The organism is Shimia biformata (genome assembly GCF_016888515.1).
Classification (GTDB): Bacteria; Pseudomonadota; Alphaproteobacteria; order Rhodobacterales; family Rhodobacteraceae; genus Shimia_A; species Shimia_A biformata.
In genome coordinates, this window is sequence record NZ_JAFEJK010000001.1 from 3,001,464 (window position 1) to 3,020,347 (window position 18,884).

Genomic DNA, 18,884 nt, shown 5'->3' on the forward strand with positions numbered 1-18,884 from the left:
TCGGTTTACTGTCCGTCAATCCAGCACTCCCCCTTGCACCCCCCGGTTGCCTCTGCCTATCTGTTGCCCTGACTGACAGCAAACCAGAGGCCAAAGATGCGCAACCTGCCCTTCCCCGTCCGCGACGCCAATGCCGGTTCCGGCTCAAAAGACCTTGGCAACCTGCCGGAATGGGACCTGAGCGATCTTTATACGGGCGATGATGCGCCGGAACTGACGCGCGATCTTGAGTGGCTGGAAAAGGAATGCGCCGCCTTTGCCGCCGACTATGAGGGCAAGCTTGGCGAACTGGACGCTGCTGGTCTGCTGAACTGTGTCCAGCGGAACGAGAAGATTTCGGCCATTTCGGGGCGCATCATGTCCTATGCGGGCCTGCGCTATTACCAGCTGACCACCGACGCCCAGCGCGCGCAATTCATGTCCAACATGCAGGAAAAGCTGACGAATTTCTCGACCCCTCTGGTGTTCTTCACATTGGAACTGAACCGGCTGGAAGACGATCACCTCGATGCCCTGTTCGCCGCCAATGCTGACCTAGCCCGCTACAAGCCCGTTTTCGACCGCATCCGCGCGATGAAACCCTATCAACTGTCGGACGAACTGGAGAAATTCCTGCACGACCTCGGCGTCGTCGGTGACGCGTGGGAACGGCTGTTTGACGAAACCATCGCGGGGCTGACCTTCGACATCGACGGCGAAGAGCTGAATATCGAGGGCACGCTCAATTTCCTCACCGACCAGAACCGCGACAAGCGCGAGGCGGCGGCGCGGGAACTGGCACGGGTGTTCAATGAGAATATCAAGATCTTCTCGCGCGTTCACAACACCGCCGCCAAGGAGAAAGAGGTCATCGACCGCTGGCGCAAGATGCCGACCGCGCAGACCGGGCGGCACTTGTCGAATGATGTGGAACCCGAAGTCGTCGAAGCGCTGCGGGATGCCGTGGTCGCGGCCTATCCGAAGCTGTCGCACCGGTATTATGAACTCAAACGCAAGTGGCTGGGGCTCAACCGGATGCAGGTCTGGGACCGCAACGCCCCCCTGCCGCTGGAAGACCCGCGCACCATCGGCTGGGACGAAGCCAAGGCCACGGTCATGGATGCCTATGCCGGGTTCGATCCGCGCATGGCCGAGATCGCCGCGCCTTTCTTCGACAAGGGCTGGATTGACGCCGGTGTGAAGCCGGGCAAGGCTCCGGGTGCTTTTGCACATCCGACCGTCACCGACGTCCACCCCTATGTCATGCTGAACTATCTCGGCAAACCACGCGACGTGATGACCCTCGCCCATGAACTGGGCCATGGCGTGCATCAGGTGTTGGCCGCCGATCAGGGCGAGATGCTGTCCTCGACCCCGCTGACGCTGGCGGAAACCGCTTCGGTGTTTGGCGAGATGCTGACCTTCCGCGCGATGCTGAAAAACGCCGCCACGCAGGAACAGCGCAAGGTGCTTCTGGCGGGCAAGGTCGAGGACATGATCAACACGGTGGTGCGCCAGATCGCGTTTTACGATTTTGAATGCAAACTCCATGCCGCGCGCCGCGAAAGTGAGCTGACCCCGGACGATATCAACGCAATCTGGATGAGCGTTCAGGCCGAAAGCCTTGGACCGGCGTTTGACTTCATGGAAGGCTACGAAACCTTCTGGGCCTATATCCCGCATTTCGTCCACTCGCCCTTCTATGTCTATGCCTATGCCTTCGGGGACGGGTTGGTGAACGCGCTTTACTCGGTTTACGAGTCCGGCGCGGAAGGGTTCGAGGACAAGTATTTCGACATGCTGAAAGCAGGCGGATCGAAACACCACAAAGAGCTTCTGGCCCCCTTCGGCCTTGACGCCTCCGACCCGAAATTCTGGGACAAGGGCCTCAGCATGATTTCCGGCATGATCGATGAATTGGAGGCGATGGAGGGGTGATCCCCTTCCGCCGATTTGCCGACTGGCTTCGCCGTCCCTTGCCCGGCACACGGGCGGATGGGTCGCCGCGGCGCTATCGGCAATCGGTTGAGCTGATCCATGTCGGGACGCGCACTTATGAAAGCTGGTCCGGCACTGCCGACCAGCTTTTTGGTGATCGACAGTGGAAACCGGGTTTCCGGTATCACGACTTCAGCCTTGACTGGAACGGCGTGCGCTATCTGGTCTCGGCGCTGGATGACAAGCTTTTGTTCACCTTCCACGAAGGCCAGGGTTTCCCGGCGCGGATCGACCCCGGCGACCTGAGTAAGGTTTGGTGCCTGATGGCAGAGCAGACCTGTCGTCTCTGGCCCGAGGATGACCCCGAAGTGGACGAAAAGGACTATGACGACCCATCCTTTGGCCTGCTGATGGCGGTCGATGTGCAATATGGCGATACGGGCGGCGCGGTGGCGGCAGGGGTTCTGTTCCGCGACTGGCAGGTCGCCACCCCCAAGGCGCAGGTGACCGCGTGGATCGACCATGTCGCGCCTTATGAACCCGGCGCGTTCTTCAAGCGGGAATTGCCGTGCATCCTGGCCTTGCTGGACAGGCTTGAGACCCCACCGTCCGCCATCGTGATCGACGGCTATGTGACATTGGGCAAGGACGGGCGCGACGGTCTGGGCGCGCATCTTTATCGCACACTGGAGGCCCGCATCCCGGTGATCGGAGTCGCCAAGACGCGGTTCGAGGACACACCCGCCGACACTGAGTTGCGACGAGGCAGCAGCAAGCACCCGCTGTTTGTCACCGCTGCAGGCATGTCCGTTGACGACGCCCGCGCCTGTATCGCCGCGATGCACGGCGACCACCGCATGCCGACGCTTCTGACCATGGTCGACCGGTTGGCGCGTGACGGGTTGAAATCGAAAGAGGGTCAATCCCAACCTCGGTGACCGCCGGGCCAATTGGCAGGCTTTTGCCGCTTGATTTCGCCGGATCAGCAAGCCGTCGCCACATTTCCGCCATGTCGGCGGACTGTTTTGAACAGAATCATGACGAAAATAGGGTTGCCTTCATCATCACTCACCAACGTGGAATGACCCATGATCAAGACCCTTTCAGACGGACTCAAAATCGTCGCTACGACCTCGCTTCTGGCCTTCACGGTTACCGCTTCCGCAACCCTTCTGACCGCAACCGAGGTCGCTGCGAAGGACGGCGGTAATGGTGGCGGCAACGGTGGTGGAAACGGCGGCGGGAACGGCGGTGGCAATGGCGGCGGCAACGCGGGCGGCAACGGCAAGGGCAATGGAAACGGCGGTTTCGGGTCCGCATCGTCGGCCGGCAAGTCCGGTGGCAAGCTGTTCGGCTTCATTCCTCTGGGCAAGCAAGAGACCAAGGCATCCGCACCAGGAACGGTCAAAGCAAGCGCGACCAAGACCCCCGGATCACGTGGTGCGCTTGCATCGGAACTGAAAGGGCTCAACGCCGCCCATGCAAATCCGAAAGCATTGGCCAATGCCAATCCCAACAGCATGGTCGGGCGCGTTGCTGCCTATAAGACGGCAGTCGAAAACGAGCCTGTCCGCGATGAGCTGGCGGCGCTGATTGACCAACTGACATCAGAGCGGGAAACCCTGGAGTCAGGCTACACCGGCCGCACCAGCGACGAAATTCAGGCCGAGATTGATGCTCTTGGTGCGCCGACCGAGGAAAACGCCGACGAATTGGCGGAGTTGAACGAGGAACTGGGCGCCGCCCTCGCCCACGAAGGGGACCTAGCCGCGCTGGATGGTCAGATTGCCGATGCAACGGACGAGTTGGACGCACTTGGGCCGACACCGGAAGAGGCGCTGGATACCGCAACCGGTGGGCGCGAGTTGTCGGATGAGGCCAAAGAGGAGCTTCACGCGCTTCTTGGCCTGCCCGCGCCAGAGGCACCGGACGCGGAAGAGGACATTGTCGTCGAAGTGGTGACCGAATAATCCCAGCCAAGGGTACGCCGGAATTCAACGGCTCAGGGAACGGTCACCAACGGGTGGCCGTTTCCCGTTTTTGGCTTGGCATGAAACATGCACCTGCCCTGCCGCTCCTGTCACGGTTCGAGGCGACGCGGGGGCAAGGCACCGGATTGATCCCCGCTATTTCAACTGGCTGTCCTTTGATCCGCGCCGGTTAATGCCGCCACGCTTCTGCTGCGCGCCGTCGCGGTCCTGCTGGCAGTCGATGCACAGCTTGACGCCGGGGATGGCCTGCCGTCGCGCCTCGGGGATCGGCTCGTCACATTCGGCGCAATGGGTCAGGCTGTCGCCCGTGGGCGATTTGCGCGCCTTCATCCGCGCAAGCTCATCCTCGATCGAGGCTTCGATCTGTTCGCTCACCGCGCCGTCGCGCGCCCATCCACCAGCCATATCCGTGCCCTCCTGTCGGAACCAGCCTAGCACGCGCGGTGGCGCAACGTCAGGCTTTGTGTCACGGACCTGACACGCATAGGGTGTATCCCAAAAGGGACAGGAGGATTTCATGCGCACCTTGGGAAAATGGATCGGGCGGCTTTTGCTGCTTGTGGCGGTCGCCGCGGCGGCATTTTTCATCTTTGCCCCCGGCTATGTCGAGACGCAGCGCAATGCTGTTGCCGACCACGCCCCCTACCCGGTCTCGGACCAGGCCAGGGCGCTGCATGACAGTCTGATCATCGGCGACTGGCACGCCGACAGCCTGTTGTGGGATCGCGATCTTCTGAAACGGGGCGACCGGGGACAGGTCGACATCCCGCGGCTGATCGAGGGCAATGTCACCTTGCAGGTCTTTACCGCCGTGACCAAATCTCCCGCCGGTCAGAACTATGACCAGAACAGCAGCGACGCGATGGACAATATCACCCTGCTGGCGGTCGGGCAGTTGTGGCCGCCCCGAACCTGGCAGAGCATCTTCGAACGCGCTGTTTTTCAGGCCGAGAAACTGCACGAGTTCGAGGCCCGGTCGAACGGCACCCTTCACATCATCCGCAACCGGGCAGACCTGGAAAATGTCCTGAAAAGGCGCGAGGCAGGCGAAACCGTCGTTGGCGGCCTTTTGGGGATCGAGGGCTCGCACCCGCTGGAGGGCCGGATCGAAAACCTGCAAAAGCTGCAGGATGCCGGCTATCGGCTGATCGCGCTGCATCATTTCTTTGACAACGCACTTGGCGGGTCCCTGCATGGCGAGGGCAATCATGGCCTGTCCGATTTCGGGCGCGAGGTGGTGCAGGCCGTGGTTGACCGCAACCTGATCCTCGACCTGGCCCATTCCAGCCCGCAGGTCGTGCGCGACACGCTGGAGATGACCGACATCCCGGTTGTCGTCAGCCACACGGGCGTTCATTCGAACTGCCCGGTCAAGCGCAACTATCCCGACGACCTGATGCGCGAGATCGCGGCAACCGGGGGTGTGATCGGCATCGGCTATTGGGCGGATGTGACCTGCGACGACAGCCCCGCCGGGATCGCAAAGGCGATCAAGGCCGGAATTGACGTCGTCGGGGAGGATCACGTTTCGCTGGGTTCGGATTTCGACGGTTCGGTGGCCACCGCCTTTGACACGTCGGAACTGTCGGCCCTGACCCATGCGCTGATCGAGGCCGGGGTGTCAGAAACCCAGATCCGCAAGGTCATGGGCGAAAACATGCTGCGCGTGCTGCGCGCCCGTCTGGGCGACTGATCCCAAAGCGTGTTGGGGCGGTCAGCCGCCCCAGCGCTCCCACGGAAAGGGTTTCTGGTCACTTGCGCCGGACTGGAAATCCGCAACCTGCGCCAGCCAGCGCCCCAGATCGCGCCCGAAGCCCGCGATATGTCTGTTCTTCTCCTTGGCAAACAGCATCCATCCGAATTGCAGAACCGCAACCGCGATCAACACCGCCTCGGCAATGGCAAAGAGAAGCGCAAACACCAGCATGTAAAGTCCGCGCATCCAGATGCCGTCGTCACGCCCGTCACTATCTGCACCGCTGTCATAGGGTTCATCCATACTGACCGGTTCATCACTGAACCTGGGATCGCCTTTTTCCGCCATCTCGTAGCCCTTTCCTCTTACAGCCCAAGGTCATAGCCCGTTGCCTGAATGCGGCGGGCGACCTCTCTGGCCATGTCATCTCGACCTGCATTTATGCAGTTCTGAGCGAAATACCAGTAGAGGAACTTGGCATAGACACGCCCCCTGGGTTCAGAGGTCAAGAGCGTCGCCAGTTCGTCCGGGGTGCGGGCGACATCGGCGATGTGATGGAAGTCAGACTGTCCGCACAGGATCACCGGCTTGCGGTGCAGAAAGGCCTCAATCCCGACAGCCGAATTGATGGTGACAACGCGTTTTGCCACCGCAAGGATGTCGTGGATATTGGCCTGGCTGATGACAAGGTTCGGATGCGCCGCGTGCAGCGCCAGAAGCCGGTCGATCATATCCTCGTCCAGGTCGCGCGGATGCGGTTTTACCACGACCGGGCCATCCACCGTGGCCAGAACCGTGTCGAGCATCTGCCAGCGGTCAAGGTAGCATGTCTCGGCAACGTCGCGGTTTGCCTCGCTCTGGAAAAACACCGCCACGCAGCCCTCGGGGATCTCGGTCCGCAGTTCGGATTGTTCATACCGGCTTTCGCGGCGGTCGACCCAGCGTTGCCGCAGCCGTTTGTAAAAGCGCTTGGCCTTGTCCGCGTCGATCGTGCCGGGGCGGAACCGCTTGTCCGCAATAGACGAGAACGCCCGGATCCCCTTGGGGTCAAGGTTCCAGAACGGATAGATATAGGCCACACCCGCCGTCAGCACCCGCGGGTGTTCATGGCGCGCATGATTGAGGATGTGAAACCTGCGGTCTGCTTCGACCTGTTCGGCCAGCGTGCCCCGGTTGATCGGAACCACCTCGCTGGCGATGCCCAGTTGCCGGAACCCATCCTGAAGACGCTGATAAAAGGGCATCGGCCCTTCGCCGTCACCCGTCAGCCACTCGGCCGGCAGATGAAGGACAACGCCCTCTTTGTCGGTCATTCCAGCCCGGCCTTTTCAAACACCGCGTCGATCACCGCCTGCGTACCCTTGGAAAACTCAAGCGTGTTGGGGAACGGCCGCCCCTGCGAAACGGAACGGTTAAAGCGCTCGACCTGATGCACATAGTGATTGTCCGCCGGAAACCGCTCGATCCGGCGGCCCATCTTGGTCTGGTGCAACTCGACCTCGGCAATGTCAAAGACATTGGCGTTGAACGGCGCGGTCAGGCGCAGGATGCCTTCGCTGCCGTGAAAGCGCATTTCCTGCCACGGTTGCAGCCGGGTGGACGTCAGCCAACGCGCCGTGAACCCGTCAAACTGGGCCGAGATATCGGCAAAGACGTCAACACCGTTTTCACAGCGGACATTGGCATGAGTGATCTCGGTCGGCTCCTTGCCGGTCAGGAACCGCGTTGCGCCATAGGTATAGACGCCGATATCCCGGATGCCACCGCCGCCGGTTTCGGGGCGGTTGCGGATGTTCTTGCCGTCATCGTTGTGATAGCAAAAGAAGCCTTCGACATGGGTCAGTTCGCCAATCGCCCCGTCCAAGAACATCTCTTTGGCACGCAGCCATTGCGGGTGGTGGACGATCATAAAGGCCTCGGCCACCTGCACACCGCTGGTATCGCGCGCGTCGATCAGGCGGTCGAACTCGTCCGCTTTCAGCGTCATAGGTTTTTCACACAGGACATGCTTGCCCGCGGCAATAGCCTTGAGGCTCCATTCGACATGAAGGTGGTTCGGCAGCGGGATATAGACCGCATCGATCAGCGGGTCGTTCAGCATGTCGTCATAATCCAGATGCACCCGCAGCCCCGGCACCAGATCGGCAAACCCGCGCGCCTTGTCCAGCGACGATGTCGCCAGCGCCTCTAACGCGCCGCCACGGGCGGCGTGGATCGCCGGCCCCATGTGCTGCAACGCGAAATTCGACGCCCCAAGAATGCCCCAGCGCACATGATCCGTCATGAAAAAACCTCCCGTCAGTCTGGCGGGAGGTTAGAAGGTCACGGCGGAAAGGAAAACTGTTTCCTTGGCTTTTTCGACGGATCGTCAGACCCCGGCCAGCATGCCCTTTTCGGCAGCCAGTTCGCGCATGCGTTTTTGCAGCTTTTCAAAGGCCCGCACTTCGATCTGGCGAATGCGCTCGCGGCTGACATTGTATTGGCCCGATAGGTCCTCAAGCGTGACGGGGCTGTCCTGCAACCTGCGCTGGGTCAGGATGTCCTGTTCACGTTCGTTCAGCACATCCATCGCCTGGGCCAGCATTTCCCGGCGCGCGTCCAGTTCGTCCTGCGCCTCGTATGCGCTGGCCTGGTCCGCGGTTTCATCCTCGAGCCAGTCCTGCCACTCCATCGACCCTTCGCCCTCGGTACCCACCTGGGCATTGAGCGACGCATCGCCACCCGACAGGCGGCGGTTCATCGAGATCACCTCGTCTTCGGTAACACCAAGGTCCTCGGCGATCTTCTTGACGTTTTCGGGCCGCATGTCGCCATCTTCCAGCGCGCCAATGCGGGATTTCGCCTTGCGCAGGTTGAAAAACAGCTTTTTCTGCGCGCTGGTCGTGCCCAATTTCACCAGCGACCACGATCGCAGGACATATTCCTGGATCGAAGCCCGGATCCACCACATTGCATAAGTCGCCAGGCGGAACCCCTTTTCGGGGTCGAACCGCTTGACCGCCTGCATCAGGCCGACATTGGCTTCGGAAATCACTTCGGCCTGGGGCAGACCATAACCGCGATAGCCCATGGCAATCTTGGCCGCGAGCCGCAGATGCGACGTCACCAGCTTGTGCGCGGCACTTGCGTCCTGCTCTTCGACCCAGCGCTTGGCCAGCATGTATTCTTCTTCCGGCTCAAGCAGCGGGAACTTGCGGATTTCCTGCATATAGCGATTGAGACCGCCCTCAGGCGTCGGTGCCGGTAGATTTGAATAGTTGCCCAACTCACATCCCTCACAATGTTTACCAGATTAACATGCACATATGTTCGCGCTACCGGCGTTTCAAGGCCCGGCAGGGAACAAAACGAGTATGCACCGGCGCAGGCGAATCCGCCATGTGCCGACATCAAACTTCACATGGATGTCATTTTCGTTGCGCCAACAGGCAATTATCCGCGCAAACTGGTCAGAAGCGAGGCCATGTCCGGCGGCAGATCGGACTCAAACCGCATCGCCTCGGCCGTCACCGGGTGTTCAAAGCCCAGAACGCGGGCATGAAGCGCCTGGCGGCTGAAATTCCGCGCCGCTTCGATACCTGCTGGCGACAGCGCCTTTTCCGACAGCTTGCGCCGCCCGCCATAGACGGGATCGCCAATCAGACCATGTCCGGCGTGGGACATATGCACCCGGATCTGGTGCGTGCGCCCGGTTTCCAGCCAGCATTCCACCAGCGCGGCGACGCCGGGCGTGCCGAAGGACTCGATGGTCCGGCAACGGGTCACCGCATGGCGCCCACCCTCGAACAGGACAGCCTGTTTTTGCCGGTCGGTCTTGTGCCGGGCCAGCTGGGTGGTGATGCGCATGATATTGCCCTGTTCGAAACTGACCCCGCGCACCCCGCGCAACCGGGGGTCGGCGGCATCGGGCACACCGTAGACCACGGCATTGTAATAGCGCTCGACCGTGTGTTTCTCGAATTGTTCGGCCAGCCCATGGTGGGCGCGGTCCGATTTGGCCACTACCAGCAGCCCCGAGGTCTCTTTGTCGATGCGATGCACGATGCCGGGACGTTTGGCGCCACCAACACCCGAGAGCGTGTCGCCACAATGGGCCAGAAGCGCGTTGACCAGCGTGCCCGACGGCGTGCCCGGCGCGGGATGCACAACCATGCCCGCAGATTTGTCGACGACGATCAGGTCGTCATCTTCAAAGACGACGGTCAACGGGATGTCCTCGGGACCGATGTGGCTTTCGCTGGCTTCCGGTACGCCGATCTCGATCACCGCCCCTTCCGAGACCTTGGCCTTGGGGTCGGTGACCGCCACGCCGTCAATATGCACGGCACCTTCGGCAATCAGCCGCGCCAGCCGGGTGCGCGACAGCGCCGCTTCTTCTGGCACATCACGCGAAAGCGCCTTATCAAGGCGGTTGGGCGGGTTTGCCCCGATCTCGAAGCGAACGAGGGAAGTGGACATGGACGAGGCTCCTGAACCGGCGGAACCGGCGAATCTGCGGTTTCTCAGACGGCTGGTGACCGGGCTGACCTTGGTGATGATTGCGGGCCTTCTACTGATCATCACGCTGATTGTCATCCGTTTCCAGGACCGCAGTCCCGTGATGCCGTCCGAAATCACCCTGCCCGATGGCACCGCGCCGCTTGCCGTCACCAATGGACCGGGCTGGTATGCGGTTGTGACCACCGACAACCACATCCTCATTTATGATGAGATCACCGGGCAATTGCGCCAGACTGTGGTCATCTCGACCGGAACGGATTGATATGCTGAAGATGTACCGCGCCATCTGGCAGGTTTCGGGCCGCAGGCAGCTGGTGCTGATCGCTCTGTCGATTGCCATTGCCGCCCTTGCCGCGGTGCCCTTGGAATTCCAGAAACAGATCATCAACGGGCTTGAACGTCAGGACATGACGTTCGACCACCTGATCTGGCTCTGTGCTTCGATGGCGGGGGCGGTGGTTCTAAGCCTGGGGCTGAAGATGCAGATGGGCTACCGGTCCAGCAAGCTGGGCGAAGACGTGATCCGGCGTATCCGCAACCGGCTTTACCGCGATGCGGTTCACCAGCCCGATGACACTGAAGGCGCGATCCCGGCGGGCACCCTTGCCGCGTCGATCGCATCCGAGGCCGAAGAACTGGGCAATTTTGCCGGCAGCGCCTTTTCGCAGCCCGTGGTGCAGGTCGGCACGTTGGTTTCGGTCGTAGGCTATATCGCCGCCACCCAGCCAGGCTTGGGGGTGATCGCGCTGGCGACCATCATCCCGCAGGTGGTGATCGTCTTGTTGACTCAGACCAAGGTCAACCAGCATGTCGCTGAACGAGTGCGCCTGTTGCGGCGGTCGAATGACACCATCGTCGAGTCCAACCTTGAAAGTCTGGAACAGTCGGTTCTGGCCGATTTCGACCGGATCTATGAAACCCGGCGGTCGATGTTTCTGTGGAAGACATCGACCAAGTTCCTTCTCAGCCTGGTCAACCAGATCGGCCTGATTGCCGTGCTGCTTCTGGGCGGGGCGATGGTGTTGCGTGGCGCAACCGATGTCGGCACGGTGGTTGCGGCAACCATGGGGCTTGGACGTCTGCAGGGGCCGACGAACTTCCTGATCGCCTTTTACCGACAGGTCAGCGCGACGCAGGTGAAATACGAGTTGCTGCGATCCCTGCGGCAGAACATGGAGCAGCCAGACAGCGCGAAAGCCGAAGGCTGATTCTCTCTTTTTCTGTCTTTGGCTCTTTCGCTCTGATGGTGCGCGAAGGCAGCGAGGTTTCGCGCCGCCGCAAAACTCACGGGGAAACCTTACCTTTTGACCGGGATCACGGAACGCTGCCTGTGAAATCGACGCAAAAACCGTAAAAAACCATGATCCAGATCAATTCGCGCGTTACCGTGACAGCGTAAATTCCTCATCGACCGAAACCCATATCGGTCATAGGAAAGCGCGAAACATGACGAACCAGGCAACCCGACGGGCCTTCTTGCGAGGCGCGTTCAGGCAGCAGGATACAATGCGTCCCTTCGGGGCGATGGGCGACGGTTTCACCGATGCCTGTACACGGTGCGGCGACTGTTTGACGGCCTGCCCCGAGGCGATCCTGATCGCCGACCGCGATGGATTTCCCCGCCTCGACCCCAGCCTTGGCGCCTGCACTTTCTGCGCCGAATGCATTGATGCCTGCGAGACAGACGCCCTGGCCGAAGGCCGCGACTGGACCTGGCGGGCGCAGGCCGATGACACTTGCCTGTCGGTCGGCGGCGTCTTTTGCCGCACCTGCGAAGACCAGTGCGACGCGCAGGCGATCCGTTTCCGGCTTCAGACCGGCGGACGCTCGGTTCCTGCCTTCGATACCAATGCCTGCACCGGCTGCGGCGGCTGCGCCAGTGCCTGTCCGGTCGGAGCGATCCAGTTCACCAAGATCACACAACTCAAGGAGACCGCCACGTGCTGAATATCTGCGGATGCCTTGTCCACGCCATGCCCGAGATGACCGAGAGCGTCATCGCCGCCATCAATGCCGGCGCGGGCAGCGAGGTACACGCCCATGAAGACGGGCGGATCGTCGTTACCGTCGAGGACACCAAGGACATGCGCGCCTCGGACCGGATCATGGAAATGCACCAGATCCCGGGCGTCATCACCGTCACCCTGACTTATCACCATTTCGAGGATCTGCCCCAAGGCGGCCAGCCCCTCGCAACCCCTACACATTGAACGGGAGAAACCAGCCATGACATTGCCAACATCCCGCCGCTCGTTCCTGAAGGCGTCGGCCGCTGCCGCCACCGCCTCGGCTGCGGGCATCACCCTGCCCAACGCTGCCGCCGCGCAGCTTGCCGCGCCCGACATCCGCTGGGACAAGGCGGCCTGCCGCTTCTGCGGCACCGGCTGCTCGGTTCTGGTCGGCGTCAAGGACGGTAAGGTTGTCGCCACGCAGGGCGACCCGGACGCACCGGTGAACCGTGGCCTGAACTGCATCAAGGGCTATTTCCTGTCCAAGATCATGTACGGCAAGGACCGCCTGACCACGCCTTTGCTGCGCAAGACCAACGGCGAATATGACAAGAACGGCGAATTCACCGCGGTTTCGTGGGACGAAGCCTTTGACGTCATGGCCGAGAAGTTCAAGAAAACCATCAAGGATAAGGGTCCGACCGCCGTCGGCATGTTCGGCTCTGGTCAATGGACGGTCTGGGAAGGCTATGCCGCTGCCAAGTTCATGAAGGCCGGCCTGCGCTCGAACAATATCGACCCGAACGCGCGTCACTGCATGGCGTCCGCCGTGGTCGGCTTCATGCGCGCCTTCGGCATCGACGAGCCGATGGGCTGCTATGACGACCTCGAACATGCGGACACATTTGTCCTGTGGGGATCGAACATGGCCGAGATGCACCCGATCCTGTGGTCGCGTCTGACCGACACCCGCCTGACCAAACCGGGCTGCGAAGTGCATGTGCTGTCGACCTTTGAGCATCGTTCGTTCGAACTGGCCGACAACGGCATGATCTTCACGCCGCAGACCGACCTTGCGATCCTGAACTTCATCGCCAACTACATCATCTCGACCGGCGCGGTGAACGAGGAGTTCGTCAAGAACCACGTCAACTTCACCAAGACCGACACCGACATCGGCTTTGGTCTGCGCGACAGCGATCCGCGCCAGCAGGAAGCGGCCAACCCCGACTCCGGCAAGCTGACCCCGATCACGTTTGAGGAATATGCCGAAGCGGTTTCGGAATACACGCTTGAGAAAGTGTCGAAACTGTCCGGCGTGCCGGAAGCCCAGCTTCTGCGCCTGGCCCAGCAATATGCCGATCCGAACCGCAAGGTGATGTCGCTGTGGACCATGGGGTTCAACCAGCACACCCGCGGGTCGTGGGTGAACGGTCTGATGTATAACGTCCACCTTCTGGTTGGCAAAATCTCGGAACCCGGCAACTCGCCCTTCTCGCTGACGGGTCAGCCCTCGGCCTGCGGCACCGCACGCGAAGTCGGCACCTTTGCCCACCGCCTGCCCGCCGACATGGTGGTGGCAAACGACAAGCACCGCGCCATTGCCGAAGACAAATGGATGCTGCCCGAAGGCACCATCCCGCCGAAACCGGGCTTCCACGCTGTCTTGCAGAACCGCAAGCTGAAGGATGGCGACCTGAACGCCTATTGGGTGATGTGCAACAACAACATGCAGGCCGCGCCCAACATCAACGAAGAAGGCTGGCCGGGATACCGCAACCCCGAGAACTTCATCGTGGTGTCGGACCCCTACCCGACCGTCACCGCTCTGGCCGCTGACCTGATCCTGCCGACCGCCATGTGGGTCGAGAAGGAAGGCGCCTATGGCAACGCCGAACGCCGCACCCAATTCTGGCGCCAGCAGGTCGACGCACCAGGCGAGGCGAAATCGGATCTGTGGCAACTCATGGAGTTCTCGAAACGCTTCACGGTCGAGGACGTCTGGCCGCAGGACCTGATCGACAAGAAGCCCGAATATGCCGGCAAGACGCTTTACGAGGTGCTGTTCGAAAACGGCAAGGTCAACAAGTACAGCCTCGACGAACGTCAGGAAGGCTTTGCCAACGACGAATCCGAGCATTTCGGCTTCTATGTCCAGAAAGGTCTGTTCGAGGAATATGCCGACTTTGGCCGCGGCAAGGCGCATGACCTGGCCGACTTCGATGTCTATCACAAGGCGCGCGGCATGCGCTGGCCCGTGGTCGACGGCAAGGAGACGCTCTATCGCTTCCGCGAGGGCTATGACCCCTATGTCGAAAAGGGCAAGGGCGTGCAGTTCTATGGCAAGCCCGACGGTCGTGCGAACATCATCTTCGCGCCTTACGAAGCACCGCCCGAGGTGCCGGACGAGGAATATGACCTGTGGCTGGTCACCGGCCGCGTGCTGGAACACTGGCATTCGGGTTCGATGACCCGGCGCGTGCCCGAGCTGCACCGCTCGTTCACGCAGGCGGTTCTGTTCATGCACCCCGAAGACGCCAAGGATCGTGGACTGCGCCGCGGACAAGAGATCACAATCTCGACCCGTCGCGGCGAGGTCCAGTCCCGCATCGAAACCCGTGGTCGGAACAAGATGCCCCGTGGCGTCGTGTTCCACCCGTGGTTCGACGAGGGCCAGCTGACCAACAAGCTGACGCTGGATGCGACCTGCCCGTTGTCGAAGGAAACCGACTTCAAGAAATGCGCCTGCAAAGTCGAGCGCGCCTGATCTGAAGTGAGAAAGTAAAAGCGATGTCCGCCACCACCAAACGCACCCCCAAGTCGCCCGACCGGCGCCGGTTCCTTCAGGACTCGGCCCGAGCGGTGGCGGGGTGCGCGGTGGCGGGCACGTTCCTGGCGAAACTCGCCACGGATGCCCGCGCCCTGCCCGCGCAGGCGATCCGCCCCCCGGGCGCCTTGCCCGAAAAGGATTTTCTGGCCGCCTGCATTCGCTGCGGCCTCTGTGTCCGCGATTGCCCCTATGACACACTCAAGCTGGCCGAGCTTGGTGTCGATGGCGCGGCAACCGGCACCCCGTTTTTCACCGCCCGCGATGTGCCTTGCGAGATGTGCGAGGATATCCCTTGCGTCGTCGCCTGCCCAACGGGTGCGCTGGACCATGACCTGACCGATATCGACGACGCCCGGATGGGGGTCGCAGTGCTGATCGATCAGGAAAACTGTCTGAACGCGCTGGGTTTGCGCTGTGACGTCTGCTACCGCGTCTGCCCCGTCATCGACGAGGCGATCACGCTGGAACTGTCGCATAACGAACGCTCAGGTAGCCACGCGATCTTCATGCCGACTGTCCATGCCGACAAATGCACCGGCTGCGGCAAATGCGAAAAATCCTGCGTGTTGCCACATGAAAGCGCGATCAAGGTGCTGCCGCATCGTATCGCGCGCGCGGATTCGGCCGAGCATTACCGGCTGGGCTGGGAAGAAAAAGACGCCAAGGGCGGGCCTGTCGTCGATGGCATCATCGATCTGCCCGACAGACTGCCGGGACCGGGCACCGACAACCTCGCGGCGCCAGGTGGCTATGAGGGTGGGTTCGAGCCGGCATTCAAACTGCCCGGAACAGGCGCGGAGGTGACGCAATGAGCGACAAGACCCGCCTGCCCGTGAACGCCGAGGCCATCGCCGAAAAGGGCTGGTTGCAGGCGCATAAATACCTTCTGCTGCGGCGGGCGTCGCAGCTGTTTTTCCTGTGTCTTTTCATGCTGGGCCCGTGGTTCGGCATCTGGTGGGTCAAAGGCAACCTGTCGGGATCGCTGACCTTCGACGTGCTGCCGCTGACCGATCCGTTCATCGCGCTGCAATCGCTTGTCGCAGGCTATTGGCCCGAGACCACCGCCCTGATCGGGGCCGTGATCGTCGCTGTGGCCTATGCGCTGATCGGAGGCCGGGTCTATTGCAGCTGGGTCTGCCCGATCAACCCGGTCACCGACGGGGCGCACTGGCTGCATGACAAGCTGGGGCTGGCCAAGGGCTGGCAGCCCAAGCGCAACACGCGCTACTGGGTGCTGGGCATGGTGCTGGCGGCGTCGGCAATCATGGGCACGGTCGCCTGGGAACTGGTCAACCCGATTTCGATGCTGCATCGCGGGCTGATCTTTGGCGTCGGCTTTGCATGGACCTTCGTCCTTGCCGTGTTCCTCTTTGATCTGTTCGTATCGCGGCGCGGCTGGTGCGGGCATCTCTGCCCGGTCGGAGCCTTCTACGGGCTTCTTGGCACCAAGTCCCTATTGCGGGTGAGCGCCACCAAACGCGCCGAATGCGACGATTGCATGGACTGTTTCGCAGTCTGCCCCGAAATGCATGTGATCACCCCCGCCCTGCGCGGAAAATCCGATGAGACGCCTCTCATCCTGTCACCAGACTGCACCAATTGCGGCCGCTGCATCGATGTATGCGCGCCCAATGTCTTTGAATTCACCCACCGTTTCGACGGACGCGAGGCCCCGGCCCGCCCCGCCCGAACCAAATCCCAACCTGCATCCGGGGCCAGCCGCGCCGCCTGAGCAAGCACACGGAGAAAACCCATGAAGAAAAATCTCATCATCAGCGTCATCACCGCAGCGGCCGTGTTTTCCGCCGGGCTCGTGACCGCGCAATCGGCGTCCGTCGAGTCGCTGCGTGGCGGTCAGGTCGACGATTATGTCGGTCTCCAGGAAAACTGGCAGCAGGACAAGAAACGGTTCAACCGCAACTATCGCCAGCAGCCGCCGCTGATCCCGCACTCGATCGACCAGTACCAGGTCGACCTGAAAGCGAACCAGTGCCTTGGCTGCCATGACTGGTCCGCCGCCGGCGATCGCAATGCGCCGACGCTCTCGATGACCCACTATCTGGACCGCGAAGGTAACCAGCTGGACCGCGTCGCCGGAACCCGCTGGTTCTGCACGCAATGCCACGTCCCGCAGGCCGATGCGCCGGAACTGGTCGAAAACGAGTTTGACGCCAGCAAGTAACGAGGCCCAAGGGGACGAACGAGGAAACAAGCGATGACTGACAACAACTCTCCCGAACCCCGCCCCGGCTTCTTCCGCCGGGTGTGGAACGGTTTCTGGTCAACGTCCGGTGTCGTGACGGTTGGCTTCACCCTGATCGCCGGGTTCCTGGCCGGGATCATCTTCTGGGGCGGCTTCCACTGGTCGATGGAAATGACCAACACCGAGGAATTCTGCACCGGGTGCCACACGATGGAGACAAACCTCGGCGAATACCGCGAGACCATCCACTACAACAACCGTTCCGGTGTGCGTGCGATCTGTTCGGACTGCCACGTGCCGAAGGAATGGAACCACAAGGTCAAAGCCAAGATCATGGCAGTCAAGGACGTCTATCACGAGGTGATGGGCACCATCGACACGCCTGAAAAATACGAGGATCACCGCCTCAGCATGGCTGCCCAGACCTGGCGCAAGATGAAGAAATCCGACAGCCGCGAATGCCGCAACTGCCACAAGTTCGACTATATGGACTTCCCAGTGCAGGAAGCACGGGCTGCGGATGCTCACCAGCGCGCCATCGACGATGACATGACCTGTATCGACTGCCACCAGGGTATCGCCCACCAGTTGCCCGAGGGCTATCAGGAAAAATACAAGTCCGTGGTCGAGGACCTGGCAGCGGATACCGGCAATCAGGACGGCAAGACCGTCAGCTTCGCCGCCCTGCGCGCCTTCCTTGGCGGCGACGATGCAACAGACGTGACGGAAAGGTAATCAGATGCTCGAATTCTTGGGAACTGTCGGAGGTGCCGTTCTGGGTCTGCCGGGCGTCCTTGGTCTTGCCCTTGGCATGATGACCCGCAACCCGATTTTTGGCGGAGTGTTCGGCGCGGTCGTCGCCGTGATCCAGGCATTCATCTTTGCCAAATTCGACTTTGGCAACATCGCGGTGTTTGATCTTGTGATCGCCATCGGCGTCGGTGTGCTGGCCGGGGTTGTCGGCTCGGCGATCCGGGTCAAGGGGACCGTGGCCTGACGCCATAACCACCACGCATGAAAGAAAAGGGCCCGCTCATCCGAGCGGGCCTAGTTTATTGGAAAACCGTGGAAACCGGAAAACCCCGGTGGACCAGCCACAGACGCGCCGCGACCGACCCGGTGGCGCCACCCACGACAGCGCCTCTTGTCACACAAGATGGGGGGCCGACGAGGGGCAGGCTCGGGATGAGGCGTCCGGGTTTTGGGATTTTGCGACAACGACGCGGCGCGTGACCAAAATCCCTGCGGCAAAAGCTTCGATTGAAACACGCCCCCCGTCATGGTTTACAAATCCCCCACAGCCACAAGGGACATGCGAAGAATGCCCGCACCATCCATCCGCCCCCACTGGCCCAGCCTGATCGCCTTGGCGATGACGCTGACCATCGCGGCGATGATCTGTTGGGCGACATTGACCCCGGTGCGCGCGCCATCCGGTCTTCCGGGCAACGACAAGGCGTATCATTTCATCGCCTTTGCCATGCTTTCCCTGCCCTGCGCGATCCTCTCGCCGCGTTGGTTGGTCGCGCTGATTCCGCTGGCGCTTGTTTTTGGTGCGATGATCGAAGTGATCCAGCCAATGGTGGGGCGCGAAAGGGAACTGGCGGATTTCTCGGCAGACTCGCTGGGTGCCGCCTGTGGCGCGGCCCTTGGCATCTTCCTGATCCGAAAACCGGTGCTTTTCTTCCTGCGCGCGCGCCGTGCCAAATTGCACACAGATTAGGCGTGCGCCACTCACGGCGATTTACAGACCGCGATCAACCGATTAGTGACAAGGGAAACTGGCACAGGCATTCGA

21 protein-coding genes are annotated in these 18,884 nt (G+C 61.4%); 15 read left to right on the forward strand and 6 right to left on the reverse strand.

From position 1 onward, the window contains the following. Nucleotides 1-96 precede the first annotated feature (96 nt). From JQ863_RS14775 to JQ863_RS14785, 3 genes are all read left to right on the forward strand, one after another. Nucleotides 97-1,917 (forward strand): M3 family oligoendopeptidase, encoded by a 1,821-nt coding sequence (locus tag JQ863_RS14775; RefSeq protein WP_204114918.1) that lies wholly within the window; start codon nt 97-99, stop codon nt 1,915-1,917. After that, nucleotides 1,914-2,855 carry an endonuclease V gene (locus JQ863_RS19480; RefSeq protein WP_204114919.1) on the forward strand — a complete coding sequence of 314 codons (942 nt, stop codon included), beginning with the start codon at nt 1,914-1,916 and terminating at the stop codon, nt 2,853-2,855. The genes JQ863_RS14775 and JQ863_RS19480 overlap by 4 nt, the downstream gene beginning before the upstream one ends. Nucleotides 2,856-3,005: 150 nt before the next feature. Further along, nucleotides 3,006-3,887, forward strand: coding sequence for an AAA family ATPase (locus tag JQ863_RS14785; RefSeq protein WP_204114920.1), 882 nt, complete (start codon nt 3,006-3,008; stop codon nt 3,885-3,887). 156 nt (nt 3,888-4,043) lie between these two features. Here the strand turns inward: JQ863_RS14785 and JQ863_RS14790 are convergent, their stop codons facing one another. After that, nucleotides 4,044-4,313 carry a DksA/TraR family C4-type zinc finger protein gene (locus tag JQ863_RS14790; RefSeq protein ID WP_204114921.1) on the reverse strand — a complete coding sequence of 90 codons (270 nt, stop codon included), beginning with the start codon at nt 4,311-4,313 and terminating at the stop codon, nt 4,044-4,046. Between the two features lie 112 nt (nt 4,314-4,425). Between JQ863_RS14790 and JQ863_RS14795 the strand changes: the two genes are divergently transcribed. After that, nucleotides 4,426-5,601: a dipeptidase gene (locus JQ863_RS14795; RefSeq protein ID WP_204114922.1), complete on the forward strand. Its 1,176-nt coding sequence runs from the start codon at nt 4,426-4,428 to the stop codon at nt 5,599-5,601. 21 nt (nt 5,602-5,622) lie between these two features. Here JQ863_RS14795 and JQ863_RS14800 read toward each other — a convergent pair whose 3' ends face one another. The 5 genes from JQ863_RS14800 to JQ863_RS14820 all read right to left on the reverse strand — a co-directional run bounded on the left by JQ863_RS14800 (nt 5,623) and on the right by JQ863_RS14820 (nt 10,062). Then, complete coding sequence (locus tag JQ863_RS14800; protein ID WP_204114923.1) at nt 5,623-5,952, reverse strand: DUF4389 domain-containing protein; 330 nt, start codon at nt 5,950-5,952, stop codon at nt 5,623-5,625. A gap of 17 nt (nt 5,953-5,969) precedes the next feature. Further along, nucleotides 5,970-6,917: a capsular polysaccharide export protein, LipB/KpsS family gene (locus tag JQ863_RS14805; RefSeq protein ID WP_204114924.1), complete on the reverse strand. Its 948-nt coding sequence runs from the start codon at nt 6,915-6,917 to the stop codon at nt 5,970-5,972. Next, nucleotides 6,914-7,888: a Gfo/Idh/MocA family protein gene (locus JQ863_RS14810; RefSeq protein ID WP_204114925.1), complete on the reverse strand. Its 975-nt coding sequence runs from the start codon at nt 7,886-7,888 to the stop codon at nt 6,914-6,916. The genes JQ863_RS14805 and JQ863_RS14810 overlap by 4 nt, the downstream gene beginning before the upstream one ends. Nucleotides 7,889-7,972: 84 nt before the next feature. Then, a complete protein-coding gene (gene rpoH, locus JQ863_RS14815) occupies nt 7,973-8,869 on the reverse strand; it encodes an RNA polymerase sigma factor RpoH (RefSeq protein ID WP_204114926.1) in 897 nt (298 codons plus the stop codon). Between the two features lie 167 nt (nt 8,870-9,036). Further along, complete coding sequence (locus tag JQ863_RS14820) at nt 9,037-10,062, reverse strand: RluA family pseudouridine synthase (protein ID WP_204114927.1); 1,026 nt, start codon at nt 10,060-10,062, stop codon at nt 9,037-9,039. On the opposite strand from JQ863_RS14820, the gene JQ863_RS14825 reads away from it, so the two are divergent. From JQ863_RS14825 to JQ863_RS14875, 11 genes are all read left to right on the forward strand, one after another. Beyond that, a complete protein-coding gene (locus JQ863_RS14825) occupies nt 10,061-10,366 on the forward strand; it encodes a DUF6476 family protein (RefSeq protein WP_204114928.1) in 306 nt (101 codons plus the stop codon). The genes JQ863_RS14820 and JQ863_RS14825 overlap by 2 nt on opposite strands. 1 nt (nt 10,367) lies before the next feature. Further along, nucleotides 10,368-11,312 (forward strand): ABC transporter transmembrane domain-containing protein, encoded by a 945-nt coding sequence (locus JQ863_RS14830; protein ID WP_204114929.1) that lies wholly within the window; start codon nt 10,368-10,370, stop codon nt 11,310-11,312. Between the two features lie 238 nt (nt 11,313-11,550). After that, entirely contained in the window at nt 11,551-12,051 is a 501-nt protein-coding gene (gene napF, locus JQ863_RS14835) for a ferredoxin-type protein NapF (RefSeq protein WP_204114930.1), read from the forward strand. Next, a complete protein-coding gene (locus tag JQ863_RS14840) occupies nt 12,045-12,314 on the forward strand; it encodes a chaperone NapD (protein ID WP_338055528.1) in 270 nt (89 codons plus the stop codon). The genes napF and JQ863_RS14840 overlap by 7 nt, the downstream gene beginning before the upstream one ends. Nucleotides 12,315-12,330: 16 nt before the next feature. Next, nucleotides 12,331-14,820, forward strand: coding sequence for a nitrate reductase catalytic subunit NapA (gene napA, locus JQ863_RS14845; RefSeq protein WP_204114931.1), 2,490 nt, complete (start codon nt 12,331-12,333; stop codon nt 14,818-14,820). Nucleotides 14,821-14,843: 23 nt separating this feature from the next. After that, nucleotides 14,844-15,695: a ferredoxin-type protein NapG gene (gene napG, locus JQ863_RS14850; RefSeq protein WP_204114932.1), complete on the forward strand. Its 852-nt coding sequence runs from the start codon at nt 14,844-14,846 to the stop codon at nt 15,693-15,695. After that, a complete protein-coding gene (gene napH, locus JQ863_RS14855) occupies nt 15,692-16,615 on the forward strand; it encodes a quinol dehydrogenase ferredoxin subunit NapH (RefSeq protein ID WP_204114933.1) in 924 nt (307 codons plus the stop codon). The genes napG and napH overlap by 4 nt, the downstream gene beginning before the upstream one ends. 21 nt (nt 16,616-16,636) lie before the next feature. Next, nucleotides 16,637-17,065: a nitrate reductase cytochrome c-type subunit gene (locus JQ863_RS14860; RefSeq protein ID WP_204114934.1), complete on the forward strand. Its 429-nt coding sequence runs from the start codon at nt 16,637-16,639 to the stop codon at nt 17,063-17,065. 33 nt (nt 17,066-17,098) lie between these two features. Continuing rightward, complete coding sequence (locus JQ863_RS14865; RefSeq protein ID WP_204114935.1) at nt 17,099-17,821, forward strand: NapC/NirT family cytochrome c; 723 nt, start codon at nt 17,099-17,101, stop codon at nt 17,819-17,821. Between the two features lie 4 nt (nt 17,822-17,825). After that, nucleotides 17,826-18,083, forward strand: coding sequence for a hypothetical protein (locus tag JQ863_RS14870; protein ID WP_204114936.1), 258 nt, complete (start codon nt 17,826-17,828; stop codon nt 18,081-18,083). 324 nt (nt 18,084-18,407) lie between these two features. Beyond that, on the forward strand, nt 18,408-18,809 hold the full coding sequence (locus tag JQ863_RS14875) for a VanZ family protein (protein WP_204114937.1): 402 nt from the start codon (nt 18,408-18,410) through the stop codon (nt 18,807-18,809). Nucleotides 18,810-18,884 lie beyond the last annotated feature (75 nt).

Bases quoted from the DNA above. Each gene is read 5' to 3' on its own strand.
- JQ863_RS14810 (WP_204114925.1), bottom strand. From the start codon at position 7,888: ATGACGGATCATGTGCGCTGGGGCATTCTTGGGGCGTCGAATTTCGCG.
- JQ863_RS14825 (WP_204114928.1), top strand. From the start codon at position 10,061: ATGGACGAGGCTCCTGAACCGGCGGAACCGGCGAATCTGCGGTTTCTC.
- JQ863_RS14800 (WP_204114923.1), bottom strand. From the start codon at position 5,952: ATGGCGGAAAAAGGCGATCCCAGGTTCAGTGATGAACCGGTCAGTATG.
- napA (WP_204114931.1), top strand. From the start codon at position 12,331: ATGACATTGCCAACATCCCGCCGCTCGTTCCTGAAGGCGTCGGCCGCT.
- JQ863_RS14865 (WP_204114935.1), top strand. From the start codon at position 17,099: ATGACTGACAACAACTCTCCCGAACCCCGCCCCGGCTTCTTCCGCCGG.
- JQ863_RS14870 (WP_204114936.1), top strand. From the start codon at position 17,826: ATGCTCGAATTCTTGGGAACTGTCGGAGGTGCCGTTCTGGGTCTGCCG.
- JQ863_RS14790 (WP_204114921.1), bottom strand. From the start codon at position 4,313: ATGGCTGGTGGATGGGCGCGCGACGGCGCGGTGAGCGAACAGATCGAA.
- JQ863_RS14820 (WP_204114927.1), bottom strand. From the start codon at position 10,062: ATGTCCACTTCCCTCGTTCGCTTCGAGATCGGGGCAAACCCGCCCAAC.
- JQ863_RS14830 (WP_204114929.1), top strand. From the start codon at position 10,368: ATGCTGAAGATGTACCGCGCCATCTGGCAGGTTTCGGGCCGCAGGCAG.
- napF (WP_204114930.1), top strand. From the start codon at position 11,551: ATGACGAACCAGGCAACCCGACGGGCCTTCTTGCGAGGCGCGTTCAGG.
- JQ863_RS14785 (WP_204114920.1), top strand. From the start codon at position 3,006: ATGATCAAGACCCTTTCAGACGGACTCAAAATCGTCGCTACGACCTCG.
- JQ863_RS14875 (WP_204114937.1), top strand. From the start codon at position 18,408: ATGCCCGCACCATCCATCCGCCCCCACTGGCCCAGCCTGATCGCCTTG.
- JQ863_RS14860 (WP_204114934.1), top strand. From the start codon at position 16,637: ATGAAGAAAAATCTCATCATCAGCGTCATCACCGCAGCGGCCGTGTTT.
- napG (WP_204114932.1), top strand. From the start codon at position 14,844: ATGTCCGCCACCACCAAACGCACCCCCAAGTCGCCCGACCGGCGCCGG.
- JQ863_RS14795 (WP_204114922.1), top strand. From the start codon at position 4,426: ATGCGCACCTTGGGAAAATGGATCGGGCGGCTTTTGCTGCTTGTGGCG.
- napH (WP_204114933.1), top strand. From the start codon at position 15,692: ATGAGCGACAAGACCCGCCTGCCCGTGAACGCCGAGGCCATCGCCGAA.
- JQ863_RS14805 (WP_204114924.1), bottom strand. From the start codon at position 6,917: ATGACCGACAAAGAGGGCGTTGTCCTTCATCTGCCGGCCGAGTGGCTG.
- JQ863_RS14775 (WP_204114918.1), top strand. From the start codon at position 97: ATGCGCAACCTGCCCTTCCCCGTCCGCGACGCCAATGCCGGTTCCGGC.